Genomic DNA, 13,490 nt, shown 5'->3' on the forward strand with positions numbered 1-13,490 from the left:
TCGAGGTGGTGGGAACCGCCCTGCGTATCTGGTGTGTGCGCCCAGGAGGTCCCGCGTTGGCGGCTGCTGGAGCCAGCACGCTGGAACTTCGACGAGGTCAGCGCTGGTTGGCGGCTCCCGAGCATCGGCGGGTTCCGCCGGGGGCGGTGACTCAGGCATCAGTGCTGGAGACGGGTTCTGTTTCGTCGTCGGACAGGCGGATGGCCACGGCGAGTGTCCAGGGGACGGCGAAGGCCAGGACGAGGACGAGGCCGAGGACGAGCGGGGACGGGCGTGCCGCGCTGACTGTCACGGCTACGACGGCTGCGGCGACGCAGGTGCGGGCCAGGGGGCGGTAGAGCCTGCGGTCCTGGTGCCAGGTCGGCAGGGTGGTCGCCAGTGCCATCGTCGCGCAGAGTACGACGGCCGCGCCCCCGCCGAGTACCCAGGCGGTGTCGGCGGGGGTCCGGCTGTCGTGGGCCTGTTCGACGAGGTCGACCATCGCGGCGCCCATGGCGCCCACCGCGGCCGTGAGCGGCAGGTGGACCAGCATCCACTGCACGGTGGCCGCCCGGGTGGGCTTGGGCTGCCGGTGCCCGGCGAAGTCGAAGTAGGTCCACCAGGCGCCGAAGCCGACGACGACGGCGATCAGTCCGACGGCGAGGGTGAGCGCGTTGGTCGGTTCGTGGGCCAGTCCGTCGACCACTCCGGTCACGGTCTCACCGAGCACGATGATGATGAACAGGCCGAACCGTTCGGTCAGCGCGTCGGTCACACTGAGGGCGACCGCCTGGGCCGGCATGGCGGTACCGACCACGACGGTGAACCCCGCCAGGTAGGCCACGGCCAGCAGACCCCACGTCAGCACGCGCGGCCCCGCGGGCAGCGCGGCGCTCGCGGCCAGGACGACCGCGCAGATCGCCGTCCCGGTCACGAACAGCCTGCTGGGACGGCGGAATTCGGCGCTGTCCCCGCGTGCGGCCAGCAGCCACAGCATGGCGAGGATGGCGAACAGCACCCCCGCGTCCACGGCGAACGCGGCTCCGTGTGCGCCGCCCGCCTCGGGGATGAACGCCCCCAGCGGGACCAGTACCAGGATCTGCAGCAGGAACATGCTCCGGCCGCGGGCGTCCTCGTGCCCGTGCAGTTCGTGGTGCAGGCTGCCGTTCAGCCAGGCGATCCACACCAGCGAGAACACCGCGGCGAACTCGCCCAGCCCGCGCCAGGTCAGGTGCCCGGCCAGGTGGTGGGCGGCCTGGGCCACCAGCACGACCACGACCAGGTCGTAGAACAGTTCGAGCGGGCCGACCACCCGCTCGCGCGGCTGCTCGCCATGGGCGCGCGGGGGCTGCCACAGCTGCCGGCGAAGCCGGGCCCACCGGGCCTGTTGTGAGGTCATGCCCGCAGCGTAGAGCGCCAACGGATGTGGGCCCCGGATGCGGCCCGCAGGCGTGCCGTGCTGTCCCGATCGCGCCCCGCCGCATAGAACTCCTCAAGCAACTTGGCAAAGTTGCTTGAGGAGTTCTATGGTGGGGTTCATGAACACGAAGCCCCGGCCGCAGCAGCCCAACGTGTCCGCTGCGACCGCACAGCGTCTCCAGGACGCGATGAAACGGCTGCGCGCACGCCTGCGCGCGGAGTCCGGGCAGAACGCGACCGGCCTCACCCTCACCCAGCTCGGCATCCTGGTCAGCGTCATACGGGAGGGTCCGGTCACCGCGGCCCGGCTCGCCGCGCTGGAGCACGTCAGCGCGCAGGCCATCACCCAGAGCCTGACGGTGCTCAAGGCCGCCGGCCTGGTCCACAGCGAGCCCGACCCGCTGGACGGCCGCAAGAAACTGGTCAGTGCCGACGCCTCCGCGACCGAGCTGATCGACCGGATCACGGCGGGCCGCGGCTCGTTCCTGGCGCGCGCCATCGACCAGGTGGTCGCCCCGGACGAACAAGAGGTCCTGGAGAAGGCCGTAGAGCTCCTGGAGCGGCTCGCCGAGGCCGACCTGCGCGGCGGCGGCATATGAGCATCGCCGTCAGCGAGGGCGACGCCTCGGCGCGCGACCTCGGAAGCAAGCCCTTCGCGTGGCCCTTCACCACCCCGCTCTACGTGGGCTCCGCCCTCAATCCGATCAACAGCTCCATCATCGCGACCGCCCTGGTGCCCATCGCCGCGCAGTTGCACGTCGCGGTGGGCGCCACCGCCGTCCTGGTCTCCTCCCTCTACCTGGCCAGCGCCGTCGCCCAGCCGACCGCCGGCAAGCTGGCCGAGGTGCTCGGCCCGCGCCGGGTCTTCCTGGCCGGCATCGTGCTGGTGCTGCTCGGCGGCCTGGTCGGGGGCCTCGGCCAGAACCTGGCGATGCTGACCGTCGCCCGGGTCCTGATCGGCATCGGCACCTCGGCCGCCTTCCCCTGCGGGATGGTGCTGATCCGTCGCCGCGCCGAGCAGGCCGGCCTGGACGCGCCGCCGGGCGGGGTGCTCGGCGGCCTCGCGATCGCGGGCATGGCCACGGCCGCCGTCGGCCCGCCGATCGGCGGACTGCTGGTCGGCGCCGCAGGCTGGCGCTGGGCCTTTCTCATCAACCTCCCGGTCACCGCGATCGCGCTGGTGATGGCCGTACGCTGGCTGCCCCGGGACCCGGCGCTGGACCGCGCGGACAGCAGCTTCCGCAGGATCGCCGAACGGATCGACCTGACCGGCATCCTCGGCTTCGCCGCCTCGATGACCGCACTGGTCGTCTTCCTGATGGCCCTCCCGCACGTCGAGTGGATCGCGCTGATCGTCTTCGTCGTGACCGCGATACCCACGGTGGTGTGGGAGCTGCGCCGAACCGCGCCGTTCTTCGACTTCCGCGAACTCGCCGCCAACGGCGCCCTGGCCCGCACCTATCTGCGACAGGCCCTCACCCTGCTCGGCGTCTACACCGTGATGTACGGCATGACGCAGTGGATGGAGGCCGCACACGGGTTCTCCACCGTGACGGCGGGACTCCTGCTGCTGCCGATGGGCGCCGTCTCCGCACTGCTGTCGCGCCCGCTCGCCAGCCGCAACCTGGTGCGCGGACCACTGCTCGTCGCGGCCGTGACCATGGTGCTCGGCTCGGGCGGCATCGTGCTGCTCAGCTCGCACAGCCCGGCGATCGCGATCGTCCTCGTCTCGCTGATCTTCGGCGTCACGTCGGCCGCAACCACGGTCGGCAACCAGACCGCGCTCTACCTCGCGGCGCCGCCCGACCGGATCGGAACCGCCTCCGGGCTGTTCCGGACCTTCGGATACCTCGGAACCATCACCTCCGCCGTGATCGGCAGCATCGTCTTCCGTCACGGTGCGAGCGACCACGGCCTGCACACCCTCGGCCTGGTCCTGGTCGCCGCGGGCGTCGCCGTCCTGCTGCTGACCGTCCTCGACCGCCGGCTGATGGCCCGCAGGGCGGACCGCGGGACCGGCATCCCGAACCAGACCAACACCCCTGTGAACACTGCGAACGCAGCGACAACCATCCGCAAGGAGAACCACGCATGACCACCGCACCCGCCCTCCCCGAGATCGACCCCAAGCGCACCGCCCTGCTGGCGATGGACTTCCAGAACGGGATCGTCGCGGCCGTCCCCGAGCCCGACGCGCTCGTCGAGCGGGTCAGGGGCGCGATCGCCGATGTTCGCGCCGCCGGTGGCACCATCGGCTACGTCCGCGTCGCCTTCACCGAGGACGACTGGGCGGCAGTCCCGGAGACCAACAAGACCTTCAGCGCGGTCGCCGCGGCGAAGATGTTCCACCACGAGGACGACGCCACCCGGATCGACGAGCGGATCGCCCCCGAGGACGGTGACATCGTCGTCCGCAAGACCCGCTTCGGCTCGGTCTCCACCACCGACCTCCACCAGCAGCTGAGCGACCGCGGCATCGACACCCTGATCCTCTCCGGCGTCAGCACCGGCGGAGTCGTCCTCTCCACGCTCATCGACACCGCCGACCGCGACTACCGCGTCTACGTCCTCACCGACGGCGTCGCCGACCCCCACCCGGAGGTCGACCGGGTCCTGGTCAACGAGGTCTTCCCGTCCCGCGCCCACCTGATCGACACGGCCCGGCTGGCCGAGCTGCTCAAGGCCGCCTGACGCGGCGACGCCTGGCCTGCCTGAGGCCGCCGTCACCCCGACGGCGGGCTCAGGAGGTCAGGGTGAACGTGCCGCTGCCGCCGAAAGCGGGGCAGAAGCCGGAGTCGGTGACGTTGGTGATGTTGATCGAGTAGCTGCCTTTCGCCGAGTAGCGGTGGGTGGCGATGACGGTGTAGGTGGAGGAACTGCCGGGGTAGTCGGCGGCGGTGGTGGTGCCGTCGCCCCAGGTGATGGTGGCCGTGAAGGTGCAGCCTCCGTCACCGTTGTGCTCCGCCTGCAGCTCGACTGTCGGGTTGTTGCTGCTGCACGAGGTCGTCGGTGTGAACACGCACCGGGGCCCCAGCGTCTTCGTGGCCGTGGCGGTCGCCTTGGCAGTGGTGCCGGTCGCCGTCGCGGGCTGGGTGGCGGCCTTGGAGGAGCTGACCGAGGTGGAGTCACCGCCGCTGCTGCTGCCGCCCGTGCTGCCGCCGTGCGTGGCGGACACGGAGGGGGTGGGCGCGGCGGACGGGGAGGGGCTGATGGTGGCGGTCGAGGTGCTGGACGGGGAGCCGCCTGCTGAGGCCGACGCCGTGGAGCCTGCGACGGCGGAGGACGAGGAGCCCGGCGCCGAGGCGATCGGTGTGCCGCCCGCGGTCTGGGCCTGCGTGACCTGCGGCAGGATCGCCACAGTGAGGGCGGTTGCTGCGGCCACGACGACCGGGAGCACGAACAGCAGCAGGCGCCTGGAGCGGCGTTGGCGCCGGACGGAGGCAGGCTCCGCCCCCGCTGGGGTGTCGGGTGCGGCGTTCGGCATGGTCGGGGACGGGCCGGGGAGGGCGTGCTGGTCCGGCGGTGTGGCTGCGAAGGCGGTCCGCTGGGCCAGCAGCGCCACGACCGGGGCGGGCCAGGTAGGGGCGGGGGAGGGGGCCTTGTCGTCCGCGAGGCGGTACAGCCGCTCCGCGGTGGGGCGTGCCTGCGGGTTCTTGTCCAGGCAGGCTGCGACCGTCTCGGCGAGCTCGGCGTCCACCGCGTGCAGCGCCGCGAGGTCGGGTTCGCCGTGCACGATCTGGTAGAGCAGGCCCACGCCGGAGCCGTCTCCGAAGGGCGGCTGCCCGGTGGCGGCGTAGGCGATCAGTGAGCCGAGCGCGAAGATGTCGGTCGCGCTGGTCAACTTCCGCGTTGCGTTGGCCTGTTCCGGGGACATGTAGGCGGGTGTGCCGACCGCAACGCCGCTCTGGGTGAGTCGGCTCTGGTCCGCGGCCCGGGCGATGCCGAAGTCGATCAGGCTGACGCCGTCCGGGGTCAGCATCACGTTGGACGGCTTGAGGTCCCGGTGCACCATGTCCAGCGCGTGCACCATCCGCAGGCCCACCGCGGCCTCGCGCAGCAGCAGCCACAGTGCGCCGATGGGCAGCGCACCGCCGTTCAGGACCAGTGCCTGGCTCAGGGTGATGCCGGGTATGTAGGCGGTGGCGAACCACGGCGGCCGCGCCTCTCGGTCGCTGGCCAGCAGCGGCGCACTGGCGGCTGCCGGCAGCCGGGAGAGGTTGTCGAGCTCGTGGCCGAAGTGCCGCAGGAAGTTCTCGTCCTCGGCCAGGTGCGGCAGCACCTGCTTGACCGCCGCGTACCGGCCGTCGGCCACCCCCAGGTAGACCCGGCCCATACCGCCGGACCCCAGCCTGCCCAGTAGCGGGATCGTCCCGATGGCGCGCGGATCCTCCGCCTCGAGCGGCTCGGCCCCGCTTCCGGAGAGATCGAACCGGCTCCCTCTGTTTCCTGTCACAGCCCGAGAGAATACTGTGGATCACCGAATTCGGCGGCGGCTCGACGAGACCGCCGGACAACAGTTACGTCACGTCAACTTCCTTATGGAAAAGCTGTGTTTGCCTGGACGATGGTGTACTGACCGGTAGAAAACGCTGCGGACGCCGAGTGCCTTGGACTGGTGCCGGAAATCAGCCGACCGCGGATGCGGCGACGGCGAGGGCGGCCAGGTTCATGGTGCTGCCGATGGGCAAGGCCGGAATGCAGGGCCGCTTGTTGGTCGTTCGAGGTGGCATGACAGTCGGAGTAGCACTCACCGCGCCGGACGCGGGCAACCAGATCGACGTCATCGTGGAGCTCGCCGGGGAGGCCGCTGCGGCGGGGCTGCGGTCGGTTTGGTTCGGGCAGACTTTCGGCGCCGACTCGCCCCAACTCGCGGCGCTCGTCGGACGAGAGGTGCCGGGGCTGCAGGTGGGCACGTCTGCGATTCCCGTCTTTGGACGCCATCCGCTGCTGGTCTCCAGCCAGGCGCAGACCGCCCAGGCGGCCACGCACGGCCGTTACCACCTCGGACTCGCGCTCGGCACCAAGGCCCTCACCGAGGCGGCGTTCGGAATCCGCTATCAGCGGCCCATTGCCAGGCTGCGTGAATTCCTGATCGCACTCCGGCAGTTGACCGAGACGGGCGCCGCCGACTTCCACGGTGAGCTGCTCACCGCGACCACGCCGCTGCCCGCACGGGTGCCGGGCGCCGAGGCCGGGGTGCCGTTGCTGGTTGCGGCCATGGGACCGCAGGCGCTGCGGGCCAGCGGCGAGTTGGCGGACGGGATCCTGCCGTATCTCGCCGGGCCTCGCGCCCTCGCCGAGCACATCGTGCCGGCCGTCAACAAGGCGGCGGAGGCCGCAGGTCGTCCCGCGCCCCGGATCGTGGCGCTCGTGTCCGGTGTGGTGACCGACGATGCCGACTCGGTGCGCGAGAAGGTCGCCGAACGGCTCGCGTTCTACGAGCGGATCCCGTCCTACGCACGGGTCATTGAGCTTTCCGGCGGCAGGCGGGCTGCTGACGTCGCTGTCATCGGCGACGAGAGGTCGGTCGCCGCCGAGGTGCGGCGCTATCGGGACGCCGGGGCGACGGAGGTGGTGTTCTCTGGGACGGAGGTCGCCGGGGACGCGGATCGGCGCCGGACCTGGGAGCTGTTGGGGCAGTTGGCGAAGTGAGACCACGGACGCGAGGGCCCCGACCGCACCAGTGGTTCGGAGGCCCTCGCGTCCGTCATGTTCTCGGCTGTCAGACCGTCTTGGCGGCGTCCTGGGCGGTCGCCTGGCCGGGGACGGCGCCGGTGCCGGTGAAGACGGCTGCCTGCGGGAAGGCGGCGATCACCTGGTCGAGCTCGGCACGCCAGTAGCGGTGGACGTTGAGCCGGATCGGCTTGGACCCCGGGGTGAGCTCCACGTACATCGAGCTCCACACCGAGGCGCGCTTGATCCGGCTGACCGGGAAGCCGGCCCGCGGGAAGACCGCGACGACGTCACCGGGGCGATTGGTCCAGCGGCTGGCGGAGTTGACCACGATCGACGTGTTGGTCAGCGTCAGGAAGTAGAACTTGCGCGTGAATGCGACGATGATGCCGACGAGTGGAATCTCGTCGAATATGGCGTTGAGCCAGGGGCTGGGCCCCGTCTCGGTGTGCACGCAGGCGATGAAGGTCTCTCCGGGCGGGGCTGCCTGGGAGAGCTTCTCGATGACCTGAGCCTTCATCTTGGCCCGGCGAATCGCCATGGTTCCCCGTCTCTCTATGGTGTTGTGTCACCGCGTCAGTCACGGTGGGGTGCGCAGAGATTAGCAGTTCCGGACGGTCCCCTCGAACGGCAGTGACCGGGTGAAGACCACCATGGCCTGGCCTGGGCCGTTGTAGTCGTCCTCGATCCGTACGTCGAAGCCGAGCGTGCGGTGGAAGGCGATCGAGCCGGCGTTGGCGACCGAGGTGATCGCCTTCAACCGCACCGCTCCCTGGCGTTGCGCGGCGTCGGCGAACGCGGCGTACAGACTCCGCCCGAGCCCGCTGCCGCGGGAGTCGTCCCGGGTGGCGATCAGGTGGACGTAGCCGACACCGGCCGGGGTGACGAATCCGATCAGGTAGCCCCGGATCCCGTCCTGCGCCCGGGCGATGAGACAGGTCGAGCCGAACTCCCGCACCAGCGACAGCAGATGCAGCGAGCGGAGGTCACGCTCGCCCCAGAAGCGGGAATGGTCGACGAGGACCTGGTGGATGTCGGCGACCCGGGCGGGTTCGATCTGTGTCTCCATGGCCGCCATCCTGCCCGGCGGATCATGCTCCGACCCTATCGGCCCCCAGACCTGATGACTCGTCAGGCGACTCCGGCCGCGTCCAGGAGGACGGTCGCCGTCGCGGTGGCCAGGCGCGTCCAAGGCAGCGCTCTGGTCGCAGACCAACTCGCTGCGGCTGGAGCTGCTTCCGCGCGGTATCCAGGTGACCGGTCTTCATGTCGGCTATGTCGACACCGAGTTGGTCACACATGTCGACGCGCCGAAGACCGCGCCGGCCGAGGTCGCCCGGCAGGCCCTGGACGGTATCGAGGCGAACGCCGCCGAGGTGCTGGTCGACGAGGTGTCCCGGCAGGTGAAGCGGGGTCTGTCCGCTGACCTCGGCGCACTGTATCCGCAGCTCGCCGGGTGAGACCCTGAGACCCGGCCCGCCGGGCGCTACTTGGCAGCGTCGAGCGCGCTCTGGAGCGAGCCGATGTAGCCCTCGCTGGTGTAGCTGGCCCCGGAGACCGCGTCGATCTTCGCGCTCTGCGCGGCCAGCGCCTCCTGGGTCAGGATCGGGATGGCCTGGGAGTTGATCTCCTGGTCGCGGGGGTTGCCGTTGGGCTGCTGGATCACGTCGATCGCGGTGATCTTCGATCCGTTGAAGACGACCTTGACCTGGACCGGGCCCCAGCGGGTGTCCACCGCGCCGCCGGTGACGGTGCGGACGCCGGTGCTCTTGCCGGTTCCACCGGTGGCGGACGCGCTGGGCGAGGCCGCGGACGAGGACCCCGAGGAGCCTCCTGATGCGGACCCGGTCGACTGCTGCTTGGGAGCGGTGACCGCGGGGACGGCGACGGCCACGGTGTGGTGCGGCTTGGCGGCCAGCAGCAGCACCACACCTAGGGCGGTGCCTCCAGCGGTCAGGACGGTGCGACGCATGCGGGACGCCTCTCCAGTTGCTTGATACTGCGGGGTCAGAACTCGAACGACTCGTGGTGGATCCGGCCGCGCGGGACGCCCGCCGTCTCCAGGGCCTCACGCGCGGTGCGGGTCATCCCGTCCGGGCCGCACAGGAACACGACATGTTCCCGCAGGTCGGGCAGTATCCCGAGCAGGGTCCCGGCCTGCAACGGTTCGCCGACCTCCGCACGGGAGCCGACCAGGTAGTACAGCCTGGCGTCGCGCGCCTTGGCGATGGATTCCAGCTCCGCGCGGAAGACCAGGTCGTCCTCGCGGCTGGCCCGGTAGACCAGGGTCAGTTCGCCGCGCCGGGCCGGAATGGACTCGAACAGGGCCCGCAGCGGGGTGATCCCGACGCCGGCCGCGAGCAGCAGCACCTTGCCCCGGCGCCCCGGGCGCCGCTCCGCGGTGAAGGCGCCGTACGGGCCCTCGGCGAAGACCCTGGTGCCGGGCCGCAGCCGGGCCAGCGCCGCGCTGTGGCCGCCCAGGTCCTTGACGGTGATCCGCAGGTAGTCCGGGTTGGGCGGTGCGGACAGCGAGTAGGGGTTGCCGGCCAGCAGCAGCCCGCGCTGCAGAAAGCGCCAGCGAAAGAACTGGCCGGCCCGGGTCGCCCTGGCCAGTTCGTCCAGGCGGCGTCCGGTGATGAAGACCGAGTGCACTCCGGGGGCCTCCGGGCGGACCTCGGCGACCTTGAGCCGGTGCCGGAACGCCAGCAGCGTGGGAACGGCGAAGCGGAACCAGAGGATCAGCGCCGCCGAGCCCAGGTAGAGGCCGTACCAGGCCACCTTGGCCTTGGCCTCCAGGACGAACTCGGCTCCGTTGGTGAGCTGGTGGAAGAAGGTGAGGAAGATGGCGACATAGGTGGCCAGGTGCAGGTAGTACCAGGTCTCGTAGCTGAGCCTGCGCCTCGCGGCCCGGGCCGAGACGGCCCCGACGCCGAGCAGCAGCAGGGTGCCGATGGTGGCCTTCAGCATGTCCGGGTAGTGGAACACCAGTTGGGTGGTCTGGTGGACCAGCCCGTTGTGGTCGGTGAGGGAGTACCCCCAGATGATCAGCAGCACATGGGACACGACCAGGCCGACCATGTAGCGGCCGCCCATCGCGTGCCAGCGCGCCAGCCGGTCGCTGCCCAGGGTGCGGTCGATCAGCGGTATTCGCGCCATCAGCACCACCAGCACCGGGGCCGCGTATCCGGCGAGCAGGCCGCAGAGCCGTCCGGCGTTGGTGATCCAGGCCGCGGCGGAGACCACCGAGGCGGTGTTGTTCCACCAGAGGTACACCACGGCGACCGCGCCGAGGCCGATGGCGGTGAGCAGCGCGGGGGCCAGCAGCGCTGCCTGGTCGCTGCGCGGGGACGCGGGCGATCCGTGGCGCGCGTCGGCGCCGTGGCGCGCTCCGACGGTGCTCGTCATGGGTCTCCTCGGTCAGGTACTGACGGCCGGTGCTGCCGGCCCGGCGGGCCGCACTGCTTCACCCTGACACCGGTCTTTCTGAGTTCCTTCTGAAAGTCCAGGTCTCCGCCGCAGGTCACAGGCAATCCACAGCCATGTCGGAGGCCGTGGGTGCGACCGGCAGGGGTGCATCATGTGATGCTATGTCTCCTGATTCCCCCCGCCGCCCCCAGGCCGGGCCTCCGCGTGCGCTGGTGGTCGACGACGAGCCGGACCTGACCGAGGTGGTGGCCCAGGCCCTGGTGTACGACGGGTGGGAGGTCAGGACGGCGGCCGACGGCGCCGAGGCCGTCGCGGTGGCGGGGGCGTTCCGCCCCGACGCCGTGGTCCTGGACGTGATGCTGCCGGACTTCGACGGCCTGGAGGTGCTGCGGCGGATGCGCGCCGAGGCCCCTGGCGTCTGTGTGTTGTTCCTCACGGCCAAGGACGCCGTGGACGACCGGATCGCCGGTATCACCGCGGGTGGGGACGATTACGTCACCAAGCCGTTCAGCCTGGAGGAGGTCGTGGCCCGGCTGCGCGGGCTGCTGCGCCGGGCCGGCACCGACCCCCGCTCCGAGACCGACCGCGGCGAGCGGCTGGCCCTGGCGGACCTGGAGCTGTTCGAGGGGACGCGGGAAGTCCGGCGCGGGGGAGCGCCGGTGGAGCTGAGCCGGACCGAGTTCGAGCTGCTGCGGTACCTGCTGGCCAATCCGCGTCGGGTGCTGAGCAAGGCGCAGATCCTGGAGGCCGTGTGGTCCTACGACTTCGGCGGCCAGGCGCATGTGGTGGAGCTCTACATCAGCTATCTGCGCAAGAAGGTGGACAGCGGTCACCCGCCGCTGATCCACACCGTCCGCGGGGTCGGCTACGTCCTGCGAGAGCAGGCCAGGTGAGGCGGGTCCGGGTCGGGCTGCCCCGATCGCTGCGGGCCCGGCTGATCAGCGGGCTGCTGGTGCTGCTTGCGCTGGCCTGCGCCGCGGTCGGGGTCGCCACGGCGCTGGCGCTGCACAGTTTTCTGGTCTCCAAGGTGGACCAGCAGCTGGTGCAGTCGGGGGTCCGCTATGCGCAGAGCCTGGAGCACCCCGACGCAGGCGGACTCGCGGGGGACACCCGGGCGCAGTCGGTCGGCACCTTCGGGGCCCGGCTGGCGGGCGGACAGGTCACCCAGGCCGCCATCGTCGACGGGGACGCGGACGACGCCGACGTCAGCGCCGACGCGGTCACCCTCTCCGCCGCCGAGCTGGCTGCGATCAAGGCCCTGCCGGTCGACGGCAGCATCCATGACCTGGACCTGGAGGCCCGCGGCCTCTACCGGGTCAGGGCTCTGGCCGGGAGGGACAACGACATCCTGATCACCGGGATGCCGCTGGAAGGGGTCGAGGGGGCGGTGCACCGGCTGGAGATGGTCGAGCTGACGGTCTTCGCGATCGCGCTGGGGGCGACCGGGATCGCCGGGGCGCTGTGGGTGCGGCTGTCGCTGCGTCCGCTGGACCGGATGGCCGCGACCGCGGTGCAGATCACCGAACTCCCGTTGGAGAGCGGCGCGGTGGCACTGCCGCACCGCCTGCCGGACAGCGATCCGCGTACCGAGGTCGGGCAGGTGGGGGCCGCCTTCAACCGGATGCTGGGCCATGTGGAGACCGCGCTGGCCAGCCGACACTCCTCCGAGGAGCGGCTGCGCAGCTTCGCCGCCGACGCCGGGCACGAGCTGCGCACCCCGCTGGCCGCGATCCGCGGCCATGCCGAGCTGGCCAGGCTGCACCCGCAGCCGCAGGCCCCGGAGGTGGCGCGGGCGCTGACCCGGATCCAGGCGGAGTCGGTTCGGATGGGCGCGATCGTCGACGACCTGCTGCTGCTGGCCCGGCTGGACGCCGGACGGCCGCTGGCCCGTGCGGAGGTGGACCTCACCCTGCTGGTGATCGACGCGGTCTCGGACGCCCAGGTCGCCGGACCCGGGCAGCACTGGGTCCTGGACCTGCCGGAGACCCCGGTGCTGGTCACCGGCGACCGGGACCGGCTGCACCAGGCTGTGGGCAACCTGCTGTCCAACGCCCGGCTGCACACCCCGGCGGGCAGCACCGTCCAGGTGCGGCTGTCCAGGCTCCCGGAGTCGGTCCGGCTCACGGTCGCCGACGACGGTCCCGGTATCCCCGAGTCCTTGCGGCCCACCCTCTTCGAGCGGTTCACCCGCGGTGGCGGGGGCCGGTCGCGTACCGACGGCGGCAGTGGTCTGGGGCTGGCCATCGCCCACGCCGTGGTCTCGGCGCACCACGGGAGCCTGACCGTGAGCAGCCGTCCCGGGTGCACCGAGTTCCGGCTGGACCTTCCCACCGCCTGACGACCTGCCTGACGACCTGCCTGACGGCCGGTTGTCAGTGGCTCGGTCTACGGTGTGGGGACTACGAGAGTACGGGGAGACCATGACCACACTGGAGAACCGACCGGACACCGCCCTCCTCGTCGTCGACGTGCAGAACGGCGTCGTCGAGGGGACCCACGAGCGCGACGCCGTCGTCGCCAACATCGGCGTACTGGTCGAGAAGGCCCGGCGGGAGGAGGTGCCCGTCGTCTGGGTCCAGCAGTCGGACGAGCGGCTGGCACAGGGGAGCGACCCGTGGCGGATCGTCCCTGAGCTGGCTCCGGACGACGCCGAGCCCTTGGTCGACAAGCACTACCCGGACTCCTTCGAGGAGACCACCCTGGAGTCCGTGCTGTCGGGCCTCGGCGTCGGACGGCTGTTCGTCGTCGGCGCGCAGACCGACGAGTGCATCCGCTCGACGCTGCACGGCGCGATCGTCCGGGGGTACGACGCGACCCTGGTCAGCGACGCCCACACGACGGAGGACCAGTCGGAATGGGGGGCTCCGTCGCCGGAGCTGGTCATCGCCCACACCAACCTCTACTGGACCTACCACGCCGCCCCGGGGCGGATAGCCGGGACGGTCGTGACCAAGGACGTCGACTTCGGCCGGCCGACCGACGGGTAGGAGGGC

Annotated in this window: 13 protein-coding genes and 1 pseudogene; 8 read left to right on the forward strand and 6 right to left on the reverse strand. The window is 71.3% G+C overall.

Annotated elements, in window-relative coordinates:
• Window positions 1-151: 151 nt before the first annotated feature.
• Complete coding sequence (locus tag ABH941_RS10635; protein WP_370128521.1) at window positions 152-1,378, reverse strand: low temperature requirement protein A; 1,227 nt, start codon at window positions 1,376-1,378, stop codon at window positions 152-154.
• A 139-nt stretch (window positions 1,379-1,517) separates the two neighbouring features.
• Here ABH941_RS10635 and ABH941_RS10640 point away from each other — a divergent pair, with 139 nt between their 5' ends.
• The 3 genes from ABH941_RS10640 to ABH941_RS10650 are packed head-to-tail and all read left to right on the forward strand — an operon-like array spanning window position 1,518 to window position 4,089.
• On the forward strand, window positions 1,518-1,997 hold the full coding sequence (locus ABH941_RS10640; RefSeq protein WP_370128523.1) for a MarR family winged helix-turn-helix transcriptional regulator: 480 nt from the start codon (window positions 1,518-1,520) through the stop codon (window positions 1,995-1,997).
• The gene (locus tag ABH941_RS10645; RefSeq protein ID WP_370128525.1) at window positions 1,994-3,493 is read left to right on the forward strand and encodes an MFS transporter; all 1,500 of its coding nucleotides are present in this window, start codon (window positions 1,994-1,996) and stop codon (window positions 3,491-3,493) included. The genes ABH941_RS10640 and ABH941_RS10645 overlap by 4 nt, the downstream gene beginning before the upstream one ends.
• Window positions 3,490-4,089 (forward strand): cysteine hydrolase family protein, encoded by a 600-nt coding sequence (locus ABH941_RS10650; RefSeq protein ID WP_370128527.1) that lies wholly within the window; start codon window positions 3,490-3,492, stop codon window positions 4,087-4,089. The genes ABH941_RS10645 and ABH941_RS10650 overlap by 4 nt, the downstream gene beginning before the upstream one ends.
• 49 nt (window positions 4,090-4,138) lie before the next feature.
• Here the strand turns inward: ABH941_RS10650 and ABH941_RS10655 are convergent, their stop codons facing one another.
• Complete coding sequence (locus ABH941_RS10655) at window positions 4,139-5,851, reverse strand: serine/threonine-protein kinase (protein ID WP_370128529.1); 1,713 nt, start codon at window positions 5,849-5,851, stop codon at window positions 4,139-4,141.
• Window positions 5,852-6,126: 275 nt separating this feature from the next.
• Here ABH941_RS10655 and ABH941_RS10660 point away from each other — a divergent pair, with 275 nt between their 5' ends.
• On the forward strand, window positions 6,127-7,050 hold the full coding sequence (locus tag ABH941_RS10660; RefSeq protein WP_370128531.1) for an LLM class F420-dependent oxidoreductase: 924 nt from the start codon (window positions 6,127-6,129) through the stop codon (window positions 7,048-7,050).
• Between the two features lie 70 nt (window positions 7,051-7,120).
• On the opposite strand, the gene ABH941_RS10665 is transcribed toward ABH941_RS10660, so the two are convergent.
• Both ABH941_RS10665 and ABH941_RS10670 read right to left on the reverse strand, forming a co-directional pair.
• On the reverse strand, window positions 7,121-7,612 hold the full coding sequence (locus ABH941_RS10665) for a hypothetical protein (RefSeq protein WP_370128533.1): 492 nt from the start codon (window positions 7,610-7,612) through the stop codon (window positions 7,121-7,123).
• A gap of 60 nt (window positions 7,613-7,672) precedes the next feature.
• Entirely contained in the window at window positions 7,673-8,140 is a 468-nt protein-coding gene (locus ABH941_RS10670; RefSeq protein ID WP_370128535.1) for an N-acetyltransferase family protein, read from the reverse strand.
• A gap of 115 nt (window positions 8,141-8,255) precedes the next feature.
• On the opposite strand from ABH941_RS10670, the pseudogene ABH941_RS10675 reads away from it, so the two are divergent.
• Window positions 8,256-8,531, forward strand: a pseudogene (locus ABH941_RS10675) (short-chain dehydrogenase); the annotation flags it as partial.
• A gap of 26 nt (window positions 8,532-8,557) precedes the next feature.
• Here ABH941_RS10675 and ABH941_RS10680 read toward each other — a convergent pair.
• Both ABH941_RS10680 and ABH941_RS10685 read right to left on the reverse strand, forming a co-directional pair.
• Complete coding sequence (locus tag ABH941_RS10680; protein ID WP_370128537.1) at window positions 8,558-9,043, reverse strand: FMN-binding protein; 486 nt, start codon at window positions 9,041-9,043, stop codon at window positions 8,558-8,560.
• A 35-nt stretch (window positions 9,044-9,078) separates the two neighbouring features.
• Window positions 9,079-10,476, reverse strand: coding sequence for a ferric reductase-like transmembrane domain-containing protein (locus ABH941_RS10685; protein WP_370128540.1), 1,398 nt, complete (start codon window positions 10,474-10,476; stop codon window positions 9,079-9,081).
• 182 nt (window positions 10,477-10,658) lie between these two features.
• Here ABH941_RS10685 and ABH941_RS10690 point away from each other — a divergent pair, with 182 nt between their 5' ends.
• The 3 genes from ABH941_RS10690 (at window position 10,659) to ABH941_RS10700 (ending at window position 13,484) form a co-directional block, all read left to right on the forward strand.
• On the forward strand, window positions 10,659-11,390 hold the full coding sequence (locus ABH941_RS10690) for a response regulator transcription factor (protein ID WP_370128542.1): 732 nt from the start codon (window positions 10,659-10,661) through the stop codon (window positions 11,388-11,390).
• Window positions 11,387-12,835, forward strand: coding sequence for a sensor histidine kinase (locus tag ABH941_RS10695; protein WP_370128544.1), 1,449 nt, complete (start codon window positions 11,387-11,389; stop codon window positions 12,833-12,835). The genes ABH941_RS10690 and ABH941_RS10695 overlap by 4 nt, the downstream gene beginning before the upstream one ends.
• Window positions 12,836-12,917: 82 nt before the next feature.
• Complete coding sequence (locus ABH941_RS10700; protein ID WP_370128546.1) at window positions 12,918-13,484, forward strand: isochorismatase family protein; 567 nt, start codon at window positions 12,918-12,920, stop codon at window positions 13,482-13,484.
• The last annotated feature ends 6 nt before the right edge of the window (window positions 13,485-13,490 follow it).

Source organism: Streptacidiphilus sp. EB103A (assembly GCF_041261405.1).
Taxonomy (GTDB): domain Bacteria; phylum Actinomycetota; class Actinomycetes; order Streptomycetales; family Streptomycetaceae; genus Streptacidiphilus.

Coding starts and splice junctions, on each gene's coding strand:
- ABH941_RS10635 (WP_370128521.1), bottom strand. CDS start 1,378: ATGACCTCACAACAGGCCCGGTGGGCCCGGCTTCGCCGGCAGCTGTGG.
- ABH941_RS10640 (WP_370128523.1), top strand. CDS start 1,518: ATGAACACGAAGCCCCGGCCGCAGCAGCCCAACGTGTCCGCTGCGACC.
- ABH941_RS10645 (WP_370128525.1), top strand. CDS start 1,994: ATGAGCATCGCCGTCAGCGAGGGCGACGCCTCGGCGCGCGACCTCGGA.
- ABH941_RS10650 (WP_370128527.1), top strand. CDS start 3,490: ATGACCACCGCACCCGCCCTCCCCGAGATCGACCCCAAGCGCACCGCC.
- ABH941_RS10660 (WP_370128531.1), top strand. CDS start 6,127: ATGACAGTCGGAGTAGCACTCACCGCGCCGGACGCGGGCAACCAGATC.
- ABH941_RS10665 (WP_370128533.1), bottom strand. CDS start 7,612: ATGGCGATTCGCCGGGCCAAGATGAAGGCTCAGGTCATCGAGAAGCTC.
- ABH941_RS10670 (WP_370128535.1), bottom strand. CDS start 8,140: ATGGAGACACAGATCGAACCCGCCCGGGTCGCCGACATCCACCAGGTC.
- ABH941_RS10680 (WP_370128537.1), bottom strand. CDS start 9,043: ATGCGTCGCACCGTCCTGACCGCTGGAGGCACCGCCCTAGGTGTGGTG.
- ABH941_RS10685 (WP_370128540.1), bottom strand. CDS start 10,476: ATGACGAGCACCGTCGGAGCGCGCCACGGCGCCGACGCGCGCCACGGA.
- ABH941_RS10690 (WP_370128542.1), top strand. CDS start 10,659: ATGTCTCCTGATTCCCCCCGCCGCCCCCAGGCCGGGCCTCCGCGTGCG.
- ABH941_RS10700 (WP_370128546.1), top strand. CDS start 12,918: ATGACCACACTGGAGAACCGACCGGACACCGCCCTCCTCGTCGTCGAC.